The 19,421-nt window shown below is 69.5% G+C and carries 20 protein-coding genes; 14 read left to right on the forward strand and 6 right to left on the reverse strand.

What is annotated here, in order from left to right; translation table 11 throughout:
• Window positions 1-23 precede the first annotated feature (23 nt).
• From H0S66_RS08265 to H0S66_RS08275, 3 genes are read left to right on the forward strand one after another with little or no spacing between them, the layout of a single operon-like run.
• On the forward strand, window positions 24-437 hold the full coding sequence (locus H0S66_RS08265; RefSeq protein WP_179614964.1) for a Zn-ribbon domain-containing OB-fold protein: 414 nt from the start codon (window positions 24-26) through the stop codon (window positions 435-437).
• Window positions 437-1,600: an acetyl-CoA acetyltransferase gene (locus tag H0S66_RS08270; RefSeq protein ID WP_179614965.1), complete on the forward strand. Its 1,164-nt coding sequence runs from the start codon at window positions 437-439 to the stop codon at window positions 1,598-1,600. Before H0S66_RS08265 ends, H0S66_RS08270 begins: the two co-directional genes overlap by 1 nt.
• Window positions 1,601-1,613: 13 nt before the next feature.
• Window positions 1,614-2,261 (forward strand): GntR family transcriptional regulator, encoded by a 648-nt coding sequence (locus H0S66_RS08275; protein ID WP_179614966.1) that lies wholly within the window; start codon window positions 1,614-1,616, stop codon window positions 2,259-2,261.
• A gap of 2 nt (window positions 2,262-2,263) precedes the next feature.
• Here the strand turns inward: H0S66_RS08275 and H0S66_RS08280 are convergent, their stop codons facing one another.
• Window positions 2,264-2,893: a cysteine hydrolase family protein gene (locus H0S66_RS08280; RefSeq protein ID WP_179614967.1), complete on the reverse strand. Its 630-nt coding sequence runs from the start codon at window positions 2,891-2,893 to the stop codon at window positions 2,264-2,266.
• Window positions 2,890-3,354, reverse strand: coding sequence for a nuclear transport factor 2 family protein (locus H0S66_RS08285; protein WP_179614968.1), 465 nt, complete (start codon window positions 3,352-3,354; stop codon window positions 2,890-2,892). Before H0S66_RS08285 ends, H0S66_RS08280 begins: the two co-directional genes overlap by 4 nt.
• Before the next feature lie 92 nt (window positions 3,355-3,446).
• Between H0S66_RS08285 and H0S66_RS08290 the strand changes: the two genes are divergently transcribed.
• Window positions 3,447-4,289 (forward strand): TIGR03619 family F420-dependent LLM class oxidoreductase, encoded by an 843-nt coding sequence (locus H0S66_RS08290; protein ID WP_179614969.1) that lies wholly within the window; start codon window positions 3,447-3,449, stop codon window positions 4,287-4,289.
• 60 nt (window positions 4,290-4,349) lie between these two features.
• Here H0S66_RS08290 and H0S66_RS08295 read toward each other — a convergent pair whose 3' ends face one another.
• Window positions 4,350-5,078, reverse strand: a complete 729-nt coding sequence (locus tag H0S66_RS08295) for an SDR family NAD(P)-dependent oxidoreductase (protein ID WP_179614970.1) — start codon at window positions 5,076-5,078, stop codon at window positions 4,350-4,352.
• 83 nt (window positions 5,079-5,161) lie between these two features.
• On the opposite strand from H0S66_RS08295, the gene H0S66_RS08300 reads away from it, so the two are divergent.
• The 3 genes from H0S66_RS08300 to H0S66_RS08310 are packed head-to-tail and all read left to right on the forward strand — an operon-like array spanning window position 5,162 to window position 8,093.
• Complete coding sequence (locus H0S66_RS08300) at window positions 5,162-6,331, forward strand: thiolase domain-containing protein (RefSeq protein WP_218876257.1); 1,170 nt, start codon at window positions 5,162-5,164, stop codon at window positions 6,329-6,331.
• A complete protein-coding gene (locus H0S66_RS08305; protein WP_179614972.1) occupies window positions 6,328-6,762 on the forward strand; it encodes a Zn-ribbon domain-containing OB-fold protein in 435 nt (144 codons plus the stop codon). The genes H0S66_RS08300 and H0S66_RS08305 overlap by 4 nt, the downstream gene beginning before the upstream one ends.
• Window positions 6,763-6,773: 11 nt before the next feature.
• Complete coding sequence (locus H0S66_RS08310; protein ID WP_179614973.1) at window positions 6,774-8,093, forward strand: phenylacetate--CoA ligase family protein; 1,320 nt, start codon at window positions 6,774-6,776, stop codon at window positions 8,091-8,093.
• 47 nt (window positions 8,094-8,140) lie between these two features.
• On the opposite strand, the gene H0S66_RS08315 is transcribed toward H0S66_RS08310, so the two are convergent.
• Both H0S66_RS08315 and H0S66_RS08320 read right to left on the reverse strand, forming a co-directional pair.
• Window positions 8,141-8,932: an enoyl-CoA hydratase-related protein gene (locus tag H0S66_RS08315; protein ID WP_179614974.1), complete on the reverse strand. Its 792-nt coding sequence runs from the start codon at window positions 8,930-8,932 to the stop codon at window positions 8,141-8,143.
• Window positions 8,929-9,699 (reverse strand): crotonase/enoyl-CoA hydratase family protein, encoded by a 771-nt coding sequence (locus tag H0S66_RS08320; protein WP_179614975.1) that lies wholly within the window; start codon window positions 9,697-9,699, stop codon window positions 8,929-8,931. Before H0S66_RS08320 ends, H0S66_RS08315 begins: the two co-directional genes overlap by 4 nt.
• 65 nt (window positions 9,700-9,764) lie before the next feature.
• On the opposite strand from H0S66_RS08320, the gene H0S66_RS08325 reads away from it, so the two are divergent.
• Genes H0S66_RS08325 through H0S66_RS08340 form a run of 4 tightly spaced genes read left to right on the forward strand, consistent with a single transcriptional unit; the run spans window position 9,765 to window position 14,817 of the window.
• A complete protein-coding gene (locus H0S66_RS08325) occupies window positions 9,765-10,931 on the forward strand; it encodes an acyl-CoA dehydrogenase family protein (protein WP_179614976.1) in 1,167 nt (388 codons plus the stop codon).
• Window positions 10,921-11,937: an acyl-CoA dehydrogenase family protein gene (locus H0S66_RS08330; RefSeq protein WP_180923862.1), complete on the forward strand. Its 1,017-nt coding sequence runs from the start codon at window positions 10,921-10,923 to the stop codon at window positions 11,935-11,937. Before H0S66_RS08325 ends, H0S66_RS08330 begins: the two co-directional genes overlap by 11 nt.
• Complete coding sequence (locus H0S66_RS08335; protein ID WP_179614978.1) at window positions 11,927-14,050, forward strand: acetate--CoA ligase family protein; 2,124 nt, start codon at window positions 11,927-11,929, stop codon at window positions 14,048-14,050. Before H0S66_RS08330 ends, H0S66_RS08335 begins: the two co-directional genes overlap by 11 nt.
• On the forward strand, window positions 14,047-14,817 hold the full coding sequence (locus tag H0S66_RS08340) for an SDR family NAD(P)-dependent oxidoreductase (protein WP_179614979.1): 771 nt from the start codon (window positions 14,047-14,049) through the stop codon (window positions 14,815-14,817). Before H0S66_RS08335 ends, H0S66_RS08340 begins: the two co-directional genes overlap by 4 nt.
• A 6-nt stretch (window positions 14,818-14,823) precedes the next feature.
• Here the strand turns inward: H0S66_RS08340 and H0S66_RS08345 are convergent, their stop codons facing one another.
• Window positions 14,824-15,531: a FadR/GntR family transcriptional regulator gene (locus H0S66_RS08345; RefSeq protein WP_179614980.1), complete on the reverse strand. Its 708-nt coding sequence runs from the start codon at window positions 15,529-15,531 to the stop codon at window positions 14,824-14,826.
• 145 nt (window positions 15,532-15,676) lie between these two features.
• On the opposite strand from H0S66_RS08345, the gene H0S66_RS08350 reads away from it, so the two are divergent.
• The 3 genes from H0S66_RS08350 to H0S66_RS08360 are packed head-to-tail and all read left to right on the forward strand — an operon-like array spanning window position 15,677 to window position 19,313.
• Window positions 15,677-16,435: an SDR family NAD(P)-dependent oxidoreductase gene (locus tag H0S66_RS08350; protein WP_218876258.1), complete on the forward strand. Its 759-nt coding sequence runs from the start codon at window positions 15,677-15,679 to the stop codon at window positions 16,433-16,435.
• A gap of 41 nt (window positions 16,436-16,476) precedes the next feature.
• Entirely contained in the window at window positions 16,477-17,385 is a 909-nt protein-coding gene (locus H0S66_RS08355; protein WP_179614981.1) for a cyclase family protein, read from the forward strand.
• Window positions 17,382-19,313, forward strand: a complete 1,932-nt coding sequence (locus tag H0S66_RS08360) for a flavin-containing monooxygenase (protein ID WP_180923863.1) — start codon at window positions 17,382-17,384, stop codon at window positions 19,311-19,313. The genes H0S66_RS08355 and H0S66_RS08360 overlap by 4 nt, the downstream gene beginning before the upstream one ends.
• Window positions 19,314-19,421 lie beyond the last annotated feature (108 nt).

Consider the following 19,421-nt stretch of genomic DNA (forward strand, 5'->3'; position numbering starts at 1 on the left):
ACGTCGGTGAACAGGATGTACAGATGACGCGAGATCTTCCAGGTGTCGCACACGACGCCCCCGCGCACGTCAGCGGGCCACACGAGGCATACCTCGCACTCCTCGCCGAGGGCGTCCTCGGCTTCCAGGCCTGCGGGTCGTGCGCCTGCGTCGTGTTCCCGCCGCGCGGACGCTGCTCCGGGTGCGGGGCCGACGCCCTCATGTGGCGGGCCTCGGCCGGGAGAGGTGCGGTGTACTCCACGACGGCGCTGTCCCCCCGCGACAAACCGCCCTACGCCATCGTGCTGATCGACCTCGACGAGGGGTATCGGATGATGTCACGGATCGAGGGGGTCGACGCCGAGGCCACTCGCATCGACGATCGTGTGTCCGTCCGGTTCACGCCGGCTGGCGAGGACGTGCTGCCGCTCTTCGTCCCCGATCGAGGAGACCGCTGATGGACGAGCGCCAGCTGCGTGGCCACACCGCGATCGTGGGCGTCGCCGAGTCCGATCTCGGCGAGGTGGGGCCGGGCGTCACGGCTCTCGACCTGGCCGAGCAGGCGGCTGGACGCGCGCTCGACGATGCCGGCCTGAGCATCGCGGACGTCGACGGGCTCTTCACCCACTCGGCCTTCTTTCCGATGCCGTCCGTGGTGCTGGGTGAGCGGCTCGGCGTCCGACCCCGCCACAGTGACAGCACCGCGACTGGTGGCAGCTCCTTCCTGGCCCACGTCCGCCACGCGGCAGCCGCGATCGAGACAGGGATGTGCGAGGTCGCACTCATCGTCTACGGCAGCAACCAGCGCTCAGCCTCCGGTGGCCTGGTCTCGTCCGGTCAGAATGCGATCCCGTCGTACGAGGTCCCGTTCGGCCCCCGCCTGCCCGTGTCCGCGTACGCGCTGGCTGCCGCGCGCCACATGCACGAGTTCGGCACCTCCCGAGAACAGCTGGCGGAGGTGGCCGTCGCGGCGAGGCGCTGGGCCCAGCTCAATCCGGTGGCCTTCGAGCAGGGAGACCTGACGATCGACGACGTCCTTGGCGCGCGCACGGTGTCGTCGCCGCTGACCGTGCGTGACTGCTGCCTGGTGACAGACGGCGGAGGCGCGGTCGTCATCACGACGTCGGAGCGCGCTCGCGACCTGCCCCGGCCACCGGTCTTCTACCTGGGCGGCGCCGAAGCGCACTCACACATGAGCATCTCGCAGATGCCCGACCTGACCCGGACCGCAGCAGCGGAGTCCGGGGCTCGCGCGTTCGACCTCGCCGGCCTGAGCCCGGCGGACGTCGACGTCGTCCAGCTGTACGACGCCTTCACGATCAACGTGCTGTTGTTCCTGGAGGACCTGGGCTTCTGCGCCAAGGGGGAGGGCGGTGACTTCGTGAGCAACGGGGGGATCGCCCCCGGCGGCCACCTGCCCGTCAACACCAACGGCGGCGGGCTGTCGTACTGTCATCCCGGGATGTACGGCATCTTCACCCTGATCGAGGCGACCCGTCAGATCCGCGGCCAGGCAGGGGACCGTCAGGTGCCCGACAGCCACGTCGCTCTCGCGCACGGGAACGGTGGCATGCTGTCCAGCCAGGTGACGGTGTTGCTCGGCGACGCGTCGGTGCTCTGAGGGGGGCGGTTCGATGGGCTCGCAGTCCGCGTCGCATGCCGACAGCTGCCTGGTCAGACTCCGCCAGCTCATCCTCACCGGCGTGTTGCTCCCGGGGGAGAAGGTCAACCAGGCCGAGCTCGCCGATCGGCTGGGTGTCAGCAGGGTGCCGGTCCGAGAGGCCCTCGCCTCGTTGCGCTCCGAGGGCCTGGTCGAGGCCCGACCCAACTCAGGTTTCACCGTGGTGCGGCCCACGGTGGAGGACCTCGCCGAGATCTACCTGATGCGCGGGCTCCTGGAGGACGCGTTGCTGGCGACCGTCGACCTCTCGGCAATCGATGTCGCCGAGCTGCGTCGTCTGAACGAACGGCTCGCGCAGCTCGACCCGTTGGCGGAGTTCGGCGACTACCGTGAGGCCAACGAGCAGTTCCACTTCGCGATCTTCGATCGCTCGCCGCAACGCATGGTGCGCCGCCAGGTGCACCAGTTGTGGGTCCTGTCGGAGTTCTACCGATCCATCTACATCCGGACCGACTCGGCCCACCGCCGCGTCATCGACGACCACACGCGGATCATCGACGCGATCGACCGTGGGGATCGCCCAGGGCTGGTCGCTCTGAGCAGTGAGCACCGGGCCGAGACGCAGGACTGGATGGCGCAGGTGCTGGCCCGGAGGTCGTGACCCTACCTTCGGGCAATGGCCTCGATGACGTCCTGCGACGTCGTGATCGTCGCCAGTGCTGGGAGGATGGTGCGGAACGTGACCTCCTGCACCTCGGCCGTCGTGGCGGCTGTCGCGTCCTCGGGGATGACGACCGGTAGGCCGCGGTTGACTGCCTCGACCGCCGTGCCTGGGATGGCGATGTTCACCGAGATGCCGACCAGCACCACGGTGTCGACGCCGCGCTCGCGCAGAGCGGCGCCCAGGCCGCTGCGGAAGAACGACGTCATGGCAGTGCGGCGGGGGAAGCGCAGGTCACCTGCCTGCGGGGTGAGGCCGGGATGGATGTCGGGTAGCGGGGTGCCGGCCCGGAACTCGCCGCGCTTGACGGTGACGGCAGCCAGCGGGGAGGCGACGTCGAAACCCTCGTACCCTTCGGCGGGCTCGATCGTCGCATGGGCGACCGGCAGGTCGGCTGCGCGGAATGCGTCGGCCAGCGCCGCGATCTTTCCGACGATGTTGCGCTCCTCAGCCTGCTGTGCGAGTCCGGCCATCGTGGTCGCGTGCTCGGGGTTGATCAGTCCGTTCTGGCACTCCGAGACGAGTAAGGCTGGGTGGCGGTCGGACCCCAGCCAGCGGTCGAGGTCGGTCATGACGGGTCCACCGTTCCACGGGCAGCCTCGTGCCTGTCGAGCCAGCCGCCGGGTGCGCGTCCCTCCAGCTGGAGGAGTCGGTGATGGATCAGCCACGTCGTTCCGTCGTGGCGAAGCGTGTCGCGGTACCGGCCCCAGTGGTCGGGCCCGGAGTCCGTGATCGCCAAGAAGTAGGCGGTCGTGCGGGCCTCGGTCGGGCTGCGCAGGTCGATGTTGATGCTCGACAGGTGGTGGCGCAGCGACGGGCTGGTCATGTGCTTGCGGATGCTTCGACCTGCGCGCTCGAAGTAGGCCCGGATCTCGTCCCGACCGGTGCATCCGGGGTCGCCGGTCGCCTCCATGAGCGCGTCGGGCGCGAACAGCTCGAGCATGCGCTCAGTGCGTCCCCCGTCAGCGCACTGGACGTACTCGATCAACAGGTTGCGGATCTCCTCGCGGGCGATCACCTCGGGTTCCAGCATCTGACCTCGCCTCTCTGGTGAAGAAGTAGCCAGTACAGGCTAAATATAGTAATTATGATACTACATTAGTCGACGACGTTCGCGAGGCTCCCATGCACATCGGCATCATGATGTTCTCCACCGACCAGACGGTGGCACCCGCTCCCTTGGCCCGCATGATCGCGGACCGTGGCTTCGAGGCGATGTTCCTGCCCGAGCACAGCCACATCCCGGCAACTCGCAAGACGCCCTATCCTCGTGGCGGCGACCTGCCGCCGGAGTACTACCGCACCTACGACATGTTCGTCGGCCTGGCCGCGGCAGCCGTTGCTGCTCCGACCCTGACGATCGGCACGGGCATCACCGTCGTGCCGCAGCACGACCCGATCTACCTGGCCAAGCAGGTTGCCAGCCTGGACCACGTGTCCGACGGCCGGCTGATCTTCGGGATCGGTTTCGGGTGGAACCAGGACGAGATCGAGGACCACGGTGTCCCGTACAAGAAGCGTCGAGGCGTGACGCGCGAGAAGATGCTCGCGGTTCGCCGGTTGTGGACCGAGGAGCTTGCTTCCTTCGAAGGCGAGCACGTCAGCTTCTCGCCGTCCTACATGTGGCCCAAGCCCGCCCAGCCGGGCGGTCCGCCGGTCGTCGTCGGTGGCCTCGCTGGTCCCAAGCTCTTCGAGCACATCGCGGAGTACGCTGACGGCTGGGCGCCGATCGGTCCCCGCACCATCATGGAGGGACTGCCGAACCTGCAGAGGGCGTTCGAGGAGGTCGGTCGCGACTCCGCCTCGATCCGGCTCCACGCCTTCGACAGTCGAGCCGAGGCGAGCCTCGTCGAGCACTACGCGAGTCTTGGTGTGGAGCGGCTCGTGATCAACATCGACCCGTTCGAACGAGCGGGCCTCGAGACGCGGCTCGATGAGCTCGCGCCCCTGGTGGACCTCGTCCGCTGACCGGTCATCCGGTGAGTGGGGCCGCGGCCCCGGACCAACGACGTCCGGGGTGCGGCGGGGTCAGCTCGCCGTGTGTCCGCCATCGACGACGTACTCGGCCCCGGTCACGAACGACGCCTCGTCGCTGGCGAGGAACGCGATCACGTTGGCCACCTCCTCGGCGGTGCCGAGTCTCCCCGACGGGGTGTCTGCGGCGATGCGATCGCGGTGATCTTTCAGCAGTGGTGTGTCGATGAAGCCCGGATGTACCGAGTTCACCCTGACGCCGGCTGGCCACCAGGCGATGGCTGTATTCTTGCTCAGCAACCGGATCGCGCCCTTGGCCGCGTGGTAGGCCGGGCTGCTGCCCGTGCCGCCGACCAGTCCGTAGACAGAGCTGATGTTGACTACCGATCCGTTTCCGCTGGCGTGCAGGGCGGCGCTGGCGGCCTTGGTGCCGAGGAAGACGCTGGTCTGGCTGAGCGCGATGACCTGGTCCCAGGTCTCGAGCGACGTCTCCTCAATCGACTCGTAGTGACCGCCACCGGCGTTGTTGACCAGGATGTCGAGTCGCCCGAAGGCGGCGAGAGTCCCCGTTACCGCGCGGGCCCATTCGTCTTCGCTCGTCACGTCGAGGTGGATGTAGCGCGCGCGGTCGCCCCAGGACGCAACGCGTTCTCGCCCGGCGTCGTCCTGGACGTCAGCGATGACGACCGAACCACCCTCACCGAGGATCCGTTGAGCCGTGGCGGCACCGATGCCGCTGGCCCCACCCGTGATGAGTGCGACGCGATGAGTGAAGCGGTCCATGGATCCTCCTGGTAGTGGTGCAGCGGGAACAACTATGAATATAGTAATGAGAAATATTCCGAGTGACGAGAGGTGGACGAGTGGTGGACCAGCTCAACGGAGCGGCGGTGATCGTCGGCGCGTACGAGCACCCCGGCCGAAGACTCCCCGGACACACACTCGCGGGCGTGCATCGCGACGTCGTGGTGGGAGCGCTGGACGACGCGGGCCTGAGCCTCGGTGACGTCGACGGCTTCTTCACCGACTCGACCGCCCCCGGGCTGGGCGTCATCGACCTGATGCAGTACCTCGGCCTGCAGTGCACCTACTCCGAGTCCTCCGAGATGGGCGGCGCGACCTACGTGGCCTACGTCGGTCACGCAGCAGCTGCCATTGCGGCCGGCAAGTGTCGCGTTGCGGTCATCTCGCTCGCGGGCCTGCCCGCACAGCGCCAAGTGGTCTCGCCGCCGGACATCCCGGCCCCCGCCGCGGCCTTCCAGATCAACGGTTACGGCGGCGGCTACGGGCCGGTCGCCGATTACGCGGTGCTCGCGCGCCGCCACATGCACGAGTTCGGCACCACGCGCGAGCAGCTGGCCTGGGTCAAGGTCGCGTCCTCGCAGCACGCGGTCCACAACCCGAACGCCTTCCTGCAGGACGAGGTGACGGTCGACGACGTCCTCGCGTCGTCGAGGATCGCAGACCCCCTGCACAAGCTCGACTGTTGCGTCGTGACCGACGGAGGTGGAGCTCTCGTGCTCGTCCATCCCGACGTCGCCCGAGAGCTGGGCCGCGCCGGCGCGACGCTGCGGGGCCACGGCGAGAGCCACAAGTCCTCGGTCGCCGGCGAGGTCGACCTCACCTACAGTGCCATCCGTCGCTCCGGAGAGCTCGCGTTCGCGGAGGCCGGCATCTCGGTGGACCGGATCCGCTACGCCTCGCTCTACGACTCCTTCACCATCACCGTGCTCATGGCTCTGGAGGACCTCGGTCTGTGCGGTCGGGGTGAGGGTGGAGCCTTCGTCGAGGAGGGGGGACTCGTCAGTGGTTCCGGCCGGCTCGCGGTCAACACCGACGGTGGCGGGTTGTCCAACAACCACCCGGGGAACCGTGGCGGGATGACCAAGGTCATCGAAGCAGTCCGACAGCTGCGTGGCGAGGCCCACCCCGCGGTCCAGGTGCCTGACCTGGAGTGGGCCGTCGCCTCTGGCACCGGTTTCCGCCTCACCAACAACCACTACAGCTCGACGATCGTCCTGGAGCGCTTCTCGTGAACGAGTTCTACCCCGCCGGCCTCCCGACCCCCCGGCCCCTCGTCGATCCGGCCACGCGTCCCTATTGGGACGCCGCCGAACGCGGCGAGCTGGTGGTGCCCCGCTGTCTGAGCTGTGAGCGCCACTTCTGGTACCCGCGCGGCTTCTGCCCCCGCTGTGGCGGCACAGAGATCGAGTGGCCCGTCGCCTCAGGCCGGGGAACGGTCTACAGCTTCTCGGTCGTCCGCCGCGCCGCGGAGCCGTGGGGCTCGCACACGCCGTTCGTGCTTGCCCACGTGATGCTCGAGGAGGGCGTCACGGTCCAGGGGAACATCATCGACTGCTCGGCGGAGGACCTCGCTCCGGATCTCCAGGTGCACGCCGTCTTCGAGCGACAGGAGACCGGGGACCTCCCGGTGCTCCGATTCTCACCGCTGAGGAATGAGGGCTGACCGTGGTGGACGTGCTGGACGAGATCGAGACGTGGGGCCTCGACCGATTGGCTGCGCACGAGTCGGTGCTGCTGCGCAAGCAGCTCAGCCACGTCGTCGCGGGTTCCGCGTTCTACCGCCACAAGCTGGCCGCGGCCGGTGTCGACCCTGCGTCGATCTCGACGGTGGCTGACCTGCGCAAGGTTCCTTTCACCGAGAAGGAGGAGCTGCGCCGGAGCTTGTCCGAGCGCCCGCCCCTGGGCTCGCACCTCGCCGTCCCGGTCACTGACCTGGCGCAGATCCAGGCCACGTCGGGCACGTCCGGCACTCCGTCCTACTTCGGACTGACCGAGCACGACCTGGTGGTGTGGGGCACCGCGGGTGCCCGCGGCTTCTACGCCGCCGGCGTCCGGCCGGGCGACCTCGTGCTGCACGGCTGGGGCATGAGCAAGGGGTTCGCTGGCGGTGTCCCGGCCGTTCGGGTGCTGCAGCAGCTCGGTTGCGTCGTCATCCCGATCGGCGGCGAGGCGGGTGCCGAGCGCCTCCTGACCGTAGCCGCCTCCCTGCGCCCGAAGGTGTTCTGCACTGGTCCGAACTTCGCGCTGCACGCGGGTCACATCGCCGACGAGGTCCTGGGCCGTCCCGCATCCTCGCTCGGCGTCGAGCGGCTCGTGGTCGGCGGCGAGCCCGGTGGGGGTGTCCCGGCGATCCGTTCGCAGATCGAGCAGGTCTGGAACGCTACAAGCTGCGAGACGCTGGGCAACTCTGATGTCGTCCCGATCGTCTTCGCCGAGTGCCTCGAGCGCGACGGCATGCACTTCGTGGGCCAGGGACTGGTGCACATCGAGCTGATCGACCCCAGGACGGAGGAGGGCATCGACTTCGAGACAGGCGCGAGCGGCGAGCTCGTGCTGACGGCTCTCGACCGGCTCGCCTCCCCGCTGGTGCGGTTCCGCACCCGTGACCACCTCGAGGTGCTCTCGACGTCGTGCCCGTGTGGCCGAACCGGTCCTCGGGTGCGCTGCGTGGGTCGGACCGACGACATGATGATCGTCCGCGGCATCAACGTGTGGCCCTCGGCTGTGCGCGAGGTCGCAGTGACGTTCCAGCCTCGGCTGACCGGCAACCTGCGGATCGTCGCCGACTTCGACGGTCACTCGACCGAGCAACGGCTACGTGTCCGGGTGGAGCACCGCGCAGGTCTCTCCGTCGATGAGGTCGTTGCTGTCGAGAGTGAGCTGGAACGGCGCATCACCCAGGTGCTGGCCTTCCGCCCACGCCTGGAGATGGTTCCGCCCGGAGTGATCCCAGAGGCCGGCGTGAACAAGACGGGCCTGGTCGAGCGGACCTGACGAGTCGTGGCTGGCGCCTGCCGACGTCGTCGGTGCTCGGGTCGTCGCTAGCTCCACGTCCAGTGCGGCTCGCGCTTCTCTGCGAAGGCTCGCATCGCCTCGGTCGAGTCGTGCAGGGCGCGCATCCGGGCGGTGTAGTCCTGCTCCGTGCGGTACTGCGCCTCCATCTGCCCACCTTCGATGCGCAGGATCGACTCCTTTGCCAGTCGCAGGGCCAGCGGGCTCTTGGAGGCGAAGACCTGGGCGATCTCGACAGCTCGCTCGGCGGCGGTTCCCGAGGCGACGACCTCTTCGACGGCGCCGAGCCGGTGCAGCTCATGAGCCGACTCGAGCTCGCCGCCGAACAGCATTCGCCGGGCGCGGTAGGGGCCGAGCATCCGGATGGCCTTGCTGGCACCGCCCAGGAGTCCCACGTTGATCTCGGTCAGGGCGAAGCGTGCGTCCTCGGCGGCGACGATGAGGTCACACACCCCGGCGAGGCCGAAGCCGGCGCCGATGACGTAACCCTCGACCGCCGCGACGACGGGGACGGCGCAGTGGTGGACCGCATGCTGGGCTCGCCGCCACTCGTGCCCCGCGTCGAGGGTGAGTGGGACGGGTCGCTGATCCTCGGAGCCGCTGCTGACCTCTGTCAGGTCGATGCCGGCGCAGAAAGCCTTTCGGCCTGATCCCGTGAGCACCACGGCGTGCACGGTGCGGTCGTCGGCGAAGGACTCGAAAGCTGCGGCCAGCTCGAGCTGCATGGTGCGGTTGACCGCGTTGACCGGCGGGCGGTCCAGGGTCACCACCGTCACGGCTCCGCGGGCGTCGACGGTCAACGTCTCGTAGGTCTCGGTCATGACTCAGCTGCTCCTGTCGGTGTGGGGCTGTCGCGGTCGAGGAAGGCACGTGCGCCACGGTGGGCCTCGCCGGAAGCGAGAACCCGTTCGAGCAAGGGGAGCTGGCGCTGGTAGGCGGTCGTGGTGTCGAGGTGGCGCGAGTTGCGGAGCACCTCGCGCGCGGCGGAGCACGCGACAGGCGGCGCTGATGCGACCGTGGCTGCCAGCTGGAGCGCCGTGCCGAGCGCCGCGCCGTCGGGGGTGACGTGGTTGACCAGTCCCCAGGTCGCTGCCTCGTGAGCGGTCATGCGGCGACCCGTCAGGACGAGCTCGGCCGCGATCGCGGCCGGCAGCCTGTGGCTGAGACGGATCAGGCCGCCCCCGCCAGCAATCATGCCGCGAGGAGTCTCGGGCAGCGCGACGAACGTGCTCTCGGCGGCCACGACGAGATCGCAAGCCAGCACCGCCTCGAAGCCCGCGCCGACGGCGAAGCCCTCCACTGCAGCGATGAGGGGCTTGGCCGGCGTGACCCTTCCAAAGCCGAGCAGTCCGCGCTCGTTGCTGTTCGGTCGTTCACCGGCGAGGAAAGCGGCGAAGTCCATGCCGGAGCTGAAGGCCCCCTCCGCGCCGTCGATCACCGCCGCGCGGAGCCGGTCGTCGTGTTCCAGGCCGACGATCGCACGAGCGACCTCGTCGGCCATCGCGCGGTTGATCGCGTTGCGGACCTCCGGGCGGTTCAACCGGATATGGAGCACCGAGTCGTGGCGTTCTGTGAGAACTACTGGCATGCGACCCCCTTAATAGGGCTATTATAGTCATTATTAACCACGAATGCATCGACTTGGGAGGTCGTATGGACCTGGACCTCACCGAGGCCGAGTGCGCTCTCCGGGACGCCGTGCGTGCCTGGCTGGAAGAGCACGTCCCCGCCGAACGACTCGCCTCGCCCGACACGCCCCGCGGGCTGGAGCAGCACCGAGACTGGGAGCGTCAGCTGTTCGACGCCGGGTTCGCCGCGGTGAGCTGGCCCGTCGAGCACGGGGGCGGCGGCCTCGACCCGATCGGAACGGCGGTCTTCTACGGCGAGTACGTCCGCGCGGGCGCACCCGGGCGGCTGAACCGGATCGGTCTCGGCCTGTGCGGGCCGACGCTGATGGAGTGGGGTACGCCGGCGCAGCAGAAGCGGTGGCTGCGGTCCATCCTGACCTGTGAGGACCTGTGGTGCCAGGGGTTCAGCGAACCGGACGCCGGCAGTGACCTCGCCGCGTTGCGGACACGAGGAGAGCTGACGCCCGAGGGAGTCGTCGTCAACGGCCAGAAGGTGTGGACCTCGCACTCGCGGCATGCCGCCTGGATGTTCGCCCTGGTGCGCACCGATCCGGACGGCCGGCGGCACGATGGGCTGACGCTGGTGATGATCGCGATGGACAGCCCCGGGGTCGAGGTGCGACCGATCCGTCAGATCCACGGGGGCGTCGACTTCTCCGAGGTCTTCCTCACCGACGTGCAGGTGCCGCGTGAGGGGATTGTCGGACCGATCGGTGCGGGGTGGCAGGTGGCGATGACCGCCTTGCGGCACGAGCGGGGCAGCGGGCTCAACACCCCGGACCACTTCGACCGGGCGCTGAGGGACGTGGCGGCGATGGTGCCGGCGGACCGTCGCGACGATCCTCGGCTTTTGGAGCGCCTCGGGCGCCTGGCCGAGGAGGTCGAGGCCTATCGGCGCATGTCGCTGCGGACGTTGACCGAGATGACCGAGGGCCGACCGCTGGGTGCCCAGTCGATGATGGGCAAGCTCTGGTGGTCGGAGATGCAGACGAGGATCTTCGACCTTGCCTTCGACCTGCTCGGGGAGGACGGTGTGCTCGCCGATTCCGACGACGAGGGCACGGCAGGTCTTTCCTACCGGTACTGGCTCTCGCGGGCCGCGCACATCTTCGCCGGTACCAACGAGATCCAGCGGGACGTGATCGCCGAGCGTGTGCTCGCCATGCCGAAGGGAACCCGTCGTGCGGGGTGACCTGCGAGCCGACCACCGCGAGTTCGGGCAGGTCGTCCGGACCGCCTTGGACACCCACGCGGGACCCGGGGCAGTGCGACGCGTCTGGAGCGACACGGTCGAGCGCGATCGGATGTGGGCCCTGCTGGCCGAGCTGGGCGTCCTGGCGATCGCCGTCCCGGAGCCTCACGGCGGCGTCGGCGGCGAGCCGATCGACCTCGCCCTGTCCCTCGAGGAGGTCGGCCGGCACGCCCTGCCCCTCCCGGTGGTCGAGACAGTCACAGCGACGATGGCCCTGCGCATGTCTCGGGACGACGTCGCGGCGGCCTGGCTCCCGTCGGTGGCCGACGGCCGGAGTCGGTTCTCCGTCGTGGGGGACTCGGGGCTGGCCCCGCACGGGGCGTCGACCCAGGCCACCCTGCGGCTGGCGCCCGATGGTGTCGACCTCTTCACCGCCGGGGACGTCGAGTGGTCACCCGTCGCCTCGACCGACCCCGGCCTGGACCTCGCGAGATGGATCGGCGCGACGGTCGACGGGCTCGCCCTCGGGGTGCCGGCCGAGCAGGTGCGTACCACCGCTGCATGGACCAGTGCACTCGTGCTGGTGGGCCTGGCTCACCGGATGGTTGAGATGGCACGGGACCATGCCCTGGCGCGGGAGCAGTTCGGTCGACCGATCGCCGAGTTCCAGGCTCTCAAACACCGTCTCGCCGATGCGATTGTGGCGGTCGAGGCGGCTCGCGGCTTGGCCTGGTTCGCCGCCTACGCTGCGGGTCGCCGCCCGGACGAGCTCGCCCAGGCGGCCCGACTGGCCAAGGGATCGGCGAGCGAGGCCGCCAGAGTCGCTGGCGCCGCGGCCCTCCAGCTGCACGGCGGCATCGGGTTCACCTGGGAGCACGACCTGCACCTCTTCCTGCACCGCGCCCGTTCGCTCGAGACATGGTTCGGATCGGCCGGCGCCCACCGCGTCGCCGCCGGCCGCGCCCTGCTCGACTCGCTCTCTGAGGAGATGCCCCATGGCCGTTGAGCCGTCCCTGCTCGCCTCCGTCGACCACAAGGTCGTCGCGATGCTGCGTACCGCCCGCCGGGTCGCGATCATCGGGGCCTCCGACGACCCGGCCAAGCCGTCGGGTCGGCCGCAGCGCTACCTGCGTCGCTACGGCTTCGACGGTGACGTCTACCCGATCAACCCGCGCCGCGCCGAGGTCCAGGGGCTTCGGTCCTATGCCTCGCTCGACGACGTCCCCCATCCGCCCGACCTCGCCGTGGTGGTGGTGCCCGCCGCCGACGTCGAGGACGCGATCGTCGCTTGCGGTCGCGCTGGCGTGGGCGTGGCGATCGTCTTCGCCGCCGGTTACGCCGAGGTGCCGGACGGTGCCGAGCGGCAGGCGAGCCTGCTGCGGGTCGCGCGGGCCCACGGGGTGCGGGTGGTCGGTCCGAACTGCGTCGGTGTCGTCGCCGCACCCTCGCTCGCAGCATCGTTCATGTCGGGGCTCGAGCAGGACCGGTTCGACCTGCGCGACGACGGGATCGCCTTCGTCTCCCAGAGCGGTGCGATGGGGGCCTTCATCCTCAACCTTGCCCAGGGAGAGCAACTTGGTCTCGGGCTGTTCGTCAGCACGGGCAACGAGATGGACGTGACCCTGCCCGAGGTCCTCGGCGAGCTGGTCGAGGACGCGTCGACACGCGTCGTGCTCGGGTATGTCGAGGGCATCCGTGATGGTCGCGCGTTCGAGGACGCCTTGGCCGCCGCCCGGCGCCGCGACCTGCCGATCTGCCTGCTCAAAGTGGGCAGCTCCGAGCGCGGCGCCGCGGCGGCGTCCTCGCACACCGGTTCCCTGGCCGGTGCCGACGTCGTCTACCAGGGGGTCTTCGACCGGTACGGCGTTCATCGGGCCGCCTCGGTCGAGGAGCTGCTCGACTTCGGGCGCGTCTTCGCACTGGCCCCTCGGGCGGCGGGCTCGCGCGTCTCGATCATCACCCTGTCCGGTGGGGCGGGGGCCCTCATGACGGACGAGGCCGACGTGGTCGGTCTGGCGGTGGAGGAGTGGGACGAACCGTGGCAAGCCACGATGGCAGCAGGACTTCCCGCCTTCGCCTCGACGGCCAACCCGATCGACGCGACGGGAGTCATCGCGATCGATGACACGGCGCTGCGCCATGCCATGACGGTGGCCCTGACCCACCCGGGCACCGACGTCGTGGTGCTGGTGCTGGGGAACCTCGACGGCGAGGAGGAGCGGATCTGCTCGGTCGTCCTCGATGTCGCGGCGACCTCGACCAAGCCGGTCGTCGTGACGTGGGTGGGCGGTTCCGGACTGGCGCCGCGGCTGCTGCACGCCGGCGGCGTCCCCACCTTCTCCGACCCTCGGCGGACCATGCGGGCCGTGGGTGCGCTGTGCCGGCAGTCTGCGACGCGCGCCGTTGCTGCTCCCCGGCAGGACCGGCTCGGGATCGACATCGATCTTCCTGGCCCCGGCCCGTGGGACGAGCACGTCGCGGCCGGCGTGCTGGCTGGGGCGGGCCTGCCCATGCTGCGTGGATGCGTCGTGACGACGCCGCAGGAGGCCGTCGCAGCGGCTGGATCGATGTCGCGCCCGGTGGTCATCAAGCTGCTCTCCACACAGGTGCACCACAAGTCTGACGTGGGTGGGGTGCGGGCCGGCCTGACCTCGGACGTCGAGATCGCCTCCAACGTCGTCGACGTCCTCGAGATATCCGCCAGCCTGGGACTCGCCGATGGACGCGTGCTGGTGCAGCCGATGGCCTCGCCCAGCGTGGAACTGTTGCTGGGTGCGCACGTCGATCCTGTGTTCGGCTCGGTCACGATGGTCGGCCTCGGCGGAATCCACGCCGAGCTGATCGGCGACGTCCGCGCCCGGCCCGGTCCCGTCACCCCCGCCGAGGCCCGCGAGATGGTCAACGGGTTGCGCGGAGCCGCGCTGCTGCGCGGCGCACGCGGCCAGGTCGCTGTGGACATGCCGGCTCTCGCCGAGACGGTGGCCGCCTTCTCGCAGGTCGCCTGCTCGCTCGAGGACCGCACGGCCTCGATCGAGGTCAACCCCTTGCGCTTCCTCGCCGACGGCACGCCGATCGGCGTCGACGCCCTCATGATCCCCATCGACCAGGAGGACGCATGACATCCGACGAGCGGTCGTCGAGGCGGCGAGTCGCGCTGGTGACCGGCGCTGGGCGCGGCATCGGCGCGGCGATCGTCGAGCGCCTGATCTCGACGGGCCACGTCGTCGTGGGCATCGACGTCGACGAGCCGTTGCTCGCCGAGCTGGCCCAGCGGTTCGCGCCAACCGACCTGCTAACGGTGGTCGGGGACGTCGGCGAGCCTGCGGTGTGGGACGAGGCCGTGCAGCTGGCTCACGCCGCGGCCGGTGCGGTGAGCGTGCTGGTCAACAACGCTGCGATCTCGCCCAAGGTCGACGGACACCGTGTGCCCAGCGACCAGGTGGCGCGCGCCGACTGGGACGAGGTCCTGCGCGTCAACCTCACGGGGGCCTTCCTCGGGTTCCAGGCGACGGTCGGCGACATGCGCGAGCAGGGCTGGGGTCGGATCGTGATGATGTCGTCAGGATCGGCCAAGGCCGGTGCCCGCGTGGCCGGGGTGCACTACGGCACCTCGAAGGCGGCGCTCCTCGGCCTGACCCGCACCCTGGCGCTCGAGCTAGGTCCGGAGGGCATCACGGTCAACGCCGTCACGCCCGGCCGCATCGCGACATCCATGGCGGCGGAAGTCTCGGCCGAGGTGAACCAGATGTTCCTCGACGAGATCCCGGTCGGCCGCCTGGGCACCGGCGCCGACATCGCCGCGATGGTCGACTTCCTCGCCTCGGATGACGCCGGCTTCATCACCGGGGCGACGTTCGACGTCAACGGGGGCGGCTACATCGGATGACGGAGGTCACGGATGCACGCGCGGGATGATCGGGTCGTCGAGCAGCCGCAGCTGTGCGACGAAGTCCCGGTACGCCTCAAGGTGTCGGCGCATGGCGGACTCGGCGGCGTCGGGATCGCCTGCGGCGACGGCGGCGGCGATCTCCTCGTGCTCGCGCACATTGCGCGCCGCCGTCCCGGCCGTCACGCGGTCGTACCGCACCTGGCTCTCCAGCGTCGAGCTCAGCGCGGCCAGGACGATGGCGTGCACGCCGTTGCCGGACGCGTCGGCGACGAGCTCGTGGAAGCTGGCGACGTGACGGCCGTCGCCACCGAGCCCGGCGATGTCGGTCAGTGCGGCGCGCTGGTCGTCGGAGGCGTGGGTCGCTGCGAGGCGGGCCACGGTGGGCTCGATGTCGAGCCGGAAGTCCGCGAACTCCCGCAGGGTCGTGTCCCGGCTGCTGAACAGCAGGGCCATCGTCTCGCTGATCTGGCCGATGCCGACCTCGCGCACGAAGATCCCGCCGGCGGCGCCCCGACGGATCTCGATCAGGCCGTCGCGCTCCAGCAGGCGCAGGCCCTCACGGACGGTGACGCGGCCGAGCCCGTGCTGCTCCATGAGCTCGGACTCCGAGGCGAGCCGGCTCCCGACCGGAAGTCGCTCGGACAGGATGCGGCCTCGGACATCGGTGACGACGAGGTCGCAGGCCTTCGGCAGTCGGCTGGACCTCGCCACCCCATGCTCCTTCGCCGACAGGGGCGCGCGCGTACTCCGCGTCGGTGCGGGGAGCGCTCCCTCATTCCTTGCCATGTTACCGGCGCAAACCCTCACGACCTGGAACGGACGGCCACCTATGACCAGCACGGGATACGCGCCACTGGTGACCGGACCGGCCCTGGACGGTCACATCGCCGTCGTGACGGGCGGCGTCGGCGGCATCGGTGCGGCCATCAGCGAGGCGCTGGCGAGGGACGGGGCGACCGTGGTCGCCGCCGACGTCGCGCCCGACACCCTCGAGCGCGGCGCAGCGATGTTCTCACACCTGCTCGACCAGCCCGGGGTCGGCGAGGTCCGCCCAACGGTCCTCGACGTCACCGATGCAGAGGCGGTCGAAGCGCTGGCCGCGGAGCTGGGCACGATCCAGGTGCTGGTCAACAACGCCGGTGTCGGCGGCACGACGGCGCCGGTCTGGGAGACAGGCATCGATCGATGGCATCGCGATCTCGACATCATGCTGACCGGGCCGTTCCTGATGTGTCGGGCATTCCTGCCGTCGATGCTGGCCGCCGGCTACGGACGCGTCGTGAACCTCTCGAGCATGGCGGGCAAGGAGGGGAACGCGAACACCGTCAGCTACTCCTCGGCCAAGGCCGGTCTGATCGGGCTGACCAAGGTCGTCGGCAAGGAGGTCGCCGGGACCGGCGTGCTGGTCAACGCCGTCGCCCCGGGTGTCGTCGAGAGCCCGATGAACAAAGCCGTGCCCGCAGAGTTCCACGAAGCGGTCCTCGCCAAGATCCCGATGGGTCGATCCGGGACACGCGCCGAGCTAGCCGAGCTCGTGCGCTTCCTGGCCAGTCCCCGGCTGGGGTTCTCCACGGGCGCCGTCTTCGACTTCAGCGGCGGCCGTGCGACCTACTGATCATCCCCGCCGCCCTACCGCACCCACCCGAGGAGCACACCATGTCCGACGGACGACGCAGCATCCCATGCTACCGCGACCTGCCTGACGGGGACGCCGCCGGCGTGTTCGGGGACGACGATGTCCTCGGTTCCCTCAACCGTCTCACCGACGAAAGGGTGGTCGATGCAGCCGCCCTCGTTCGCACGGGCGAGCGGTTCAGCCTCAGTGCACCGCTGAGCTGGCCGGACCCGCCGCTGTACGGGCGCGCCCCCCTCGAGCACATCATCGTGCGCACCGCGTTGGGCAACCGCGACGACGTCCTGCACAACTTCCACCCGCAGGGCTCGAGCCAGTGGGACGCTTTCACGCACATCCGCGACCCCGAGCTCGGCTGGTACAACCGGCGCGAGGTCGAGGACCTGGGTATCGAGACCTGGAGCCGGCGAGGCATCGTGGGCCGGGGAGTCCTGGTCGACGCGGCACACCACCGCGCCGTCTGGGGCCGTCCTCTGGGCTGGCGCGCGCGGGATACCGTGAGCGTCGACGACCTGGTCGCGATGATGGCGGCCGACGACATCGAGCGCCGGCCGGGCGACGTCCTGCTGCTGCGGACCGGCTGGACCGCCGGGTACCAGGGGGCCGACGACGCAACCCGGCTCGCGGTGAAGTCCGATCCCACCTCGCCGGGACTCGAGCCGACGGCCGAGATGCTGGAGTTCCTCTGGGACTGGGGAGTCAGCGCAGTCGCGAGCGACAACATCTCGGTGGAGGCGTTGCCACCCGACGGGTTCGTGCTGCATCCGCACCTGCTGAACAGGCTCGGGGTGCCGATAGGTGAGCTGTGGTGGCTCGACGCACTGGCCGAGCGATGTCGGTCTGACGGTCGATTCGAGTCGATGCTGGTGTCGGTGCCGCTGGACCTGCCCGGCGGCGTCGGGTCACCCTGCAACGCGGTGGCGATCCGATGACGGCGGCGCAGGACACGGCGATCGACGCGGGCGACGTCTCGCTCGAGTTCATCCGGGCAGCGGTCCAGCAGGCCGACCCCAACGCACTGCGGGTCGCGCTGCTGCAGGCGACCAGCGACCAGTCGTTGGTCGATCTCGACATCACGCTCGCCCCTGTGCGCGGAGGTGCGTTCTTCCTGCAGGCGCTGGCACCCGAGGGCGAACAGCTCGTCCAGCGCAAGGCCGTCGAGTTCCTGTCCGACCCGGCCCGGCGTGGTCCGGCTCCGGCGGAGCTCGCGGATGAGGAGATCCGCGACCTGGTCCGGGTCCTCAGCGGCGAGGAGATCGACGAGACGATGCTCGCGATGGCCCGCGAGGAGCTGGCCTTCGAGGACTTCCCCCGGGAGACGACATGGACGGGGGAGCGTCCGGCCGAGGCGCTGCAGGACTTTCGGGTGATCGTCGTCGGTGCCGGGGTCAGCGGCATCGCGATGGGTATCAAGCTGCAGCGTCTCGGCATCCCCTTCACCATCATCGAGCGGCTGGACGACATCACGGGGACCTGGCACCGCAACCGGTACCCCGACGTGCGTGTGGACACCAACTGCTTCCTGTACCAGTTCAAGTTCGAGAAGCGCTACCCGTGGCCGGAGTTCTTCCCCCGAGGCAGGGACGTCAAGCGGTATCTGGAGCACCTCGTGGACAAGTACGGGATCGCAGAGCACGTGGTGCTTGGTCAGGAGGTGGTCGACGCAGCGTGGAACGAGCAGGATGCGGCCTGGGAGGTCGAGGCGGTGGATGCCCACGGCGCCACGGTCCGGCACCGAGGCCAGGTGCTGGTCAGTGCGAGCGGGGTGTTCAGCACACCTCGCTGGCCCGACATCCCCGGGATGGAGACCTTCGCGGGACGTGTCCTGCACACAGCCGACTGGGACACCCAGCTGGAGTGGACCGGCCTGCGGGTCGGCGTCATCGGCAACGGCTCGACCGGAACCCAGTTGATGCCGCGGCTGGCGCAGAGCGCGGCGCACGTCACCGCCTTCCAGCGCACACCGCAGTGGATCATCAACTCGCCATTGCTGGGCGCCAAGATCACCCCCGAGCTGCAGTGGCTGATCGACGCCATGCCGTACTACTGGAACTGGGCAGGGTTCGTGCAGTTCTTCGGCACGGCGCAGACCCAGATGGCGCAGATCATCGACAAGGACTGGCAGGCCGCCGGCGGTCTGATCAACGAGCGCAACGACCGCCTGCGGGAGGCGCTGGTCGACTATGTCGAGTCCAAGGTCGGCCACGTGCCGCACCTGCGTGACCACTCGATCCCCGACTACGCCCCGCTCGCGCGTCGCCTGGTGATCGACAACGGGTGGTTCGACGCCCTGCTGCGCTCCAACGTGTCGCTCGAGGTCTCATCGATCGAGGAGATCGTGCCGGAGGGTGTTCGGCTCGTCGGGGGAGAGGTCGTCCCGCTGGACGTCCTGATCCTGGCGACGGGGTTCCACGTCTCGCGCTACTTCCATCCCGCCACCTACCGCGGACGCGACGGGCTGACCCTCGACGAGGCATGGAGCGGCGACGGCGCGCGAGCCTACCTGGGGCTGACGATGCCGGGATTTCCGAACTTTTACTCGCTGTACGGCCCGAACGCCACCCCCCGCTTCGGCGGCTTCCCGCAGTGGGTCGATGTCTGGTCGAGGTACATCCTCGATCTGGTCGTCGAGCAGGTCGAGACCGGTGCCCGGTCCGTCGAGGTGCGCCGCGACGTCTTCGACGACTACAACGCCCGGATGGACCGGGCAACCGCCGCCCTGCTCTGGGAGTCGGAGGGTCAGGGCAGCTACTTCGTGAACGAGCACGGGCGCTCCGGGCTGCAGATGCCCTGGGAGGCGAATCTCTACCACTCCTGGGTGCGAGCCCCCGATCGGGCCGACTTCTCGTGGTCGGACTGACCGGTCTGGCGCCGAGAAAATTTGATTCGACTACCCGGCTAATCATGCTAAGTATGATACTACTTAGAGCCGAGACGTGACCTGTCTAACACTGACCTCAATCAGCAG

Origin of the sequence: Nocardioides marinisabuli, assembly GCF_013466785.1 — a bacterium.
Taxonomy (GTDB): domain Bacteria; phylum Actinomycetota; class Actinomycetes; order Propionibacteriales; family Nocardioidaceae; genus Nocardioides; species Nocardioides marinisabuli.

Bases quoted from the DNA above. Each gene is read 5' to 3' on its own strand.
- H0S66_RS08265 (WP_179614964.1), top strand. From the start codon at position 24: ATGACGCGAGATCTTCCAGGTGTCGCACACGACGCCCCCGCGCACGTC.
- H0S66_RS08270 (WP_179614965.1), top strand. From the start codon at position 437: ATGGACGAGCGCCAGCTGCGTGGCCACACCGCGATCGTGGGCGTCGCC.
- H0S66_RS08275 (WP_179614966.1), top strand. From the start codon at position 1,614: ATGGGCTCGCAGTCCGCGTCGCATGCCGACAGCTGCCTGGTCAGACTC.
- H0S66_RS08280 (WP_179614967.1), bottom strand. From the start codon at position 2,893: ATGACCGACCTCGACCGCTGGCTGGGGTCCGACCGCCACCCAGCCTTA.
- H0S66_RS08285 (WP_179614968.1), bottom strand. From the start codon at position 3,354: ATGCTGGAACCCGAGGTGATCGCCCGCGAGGAGATCCGCAACCTGTTG.
- H0S66_RS08290 (WP_179614969.1), top strand. From the start codon at position 3,447: ATGCACATCGGCATCATGATGTTCTCCACCGACCAGACGGTGGCACCC.
- H0S66_RS08295 (WP_179614970.1), bottom strand. From the start codon at position 5,078: ATGGACCGCTTCACTCATCGCGTCGCACTCATCACGGGTGGGGCCAGC.
- H0S66_RS08315 (WP_179614974.1), bottom strand. From the start codon at position 8,932: ATGACCGAGACCTACGAGACGTTGACCGTCGACGCCCGCGGAGCCGTG.
- H0S66_RS08320 (WP_179614975.1), bottom strand. From the start codon at position 9,699: ATGCCAGTAGTTCTCACAGAACGCCACGACTCGGTGCTCCATATCCGG.
- H0S66_RS08325 (WP_179614976.1), top strand. From the start codon at position 9,765: ATGGACCTGGACCTCACCGAGGCCGAGTGCGCTCTCCGGGACGCCGTG.
- H0S66_RS08335 (WP_179614978.1), top strand. From the start codon at position 11,927: ATGGCCGTTGAGCCGTCCCTGCTCGCCTCCGTCGACCACAAGGTCGTC.
- H0S66_RS08340 (WP_179614979.1), top strand. From the start codon at position 14,047: ATGACATCCGACGAGCGGTCGTCGAGGCGGCGAGTCGCGCTGGTGACC.
- H0S66_RS08355 (WP_179614981.1), top strand. From the start codon at position 16,477: ATGTCCGACGGACGACGCAGCATCCCATGCTACCGCGACCTGCCTGAC.
- H0S66_RS08360 (WP_180923863.1), top strand. From the start codon at position 17,382: ATGACGGCGGCGCAGGACACGGCGATCGACGCGGGCGACGTCTCGCTC.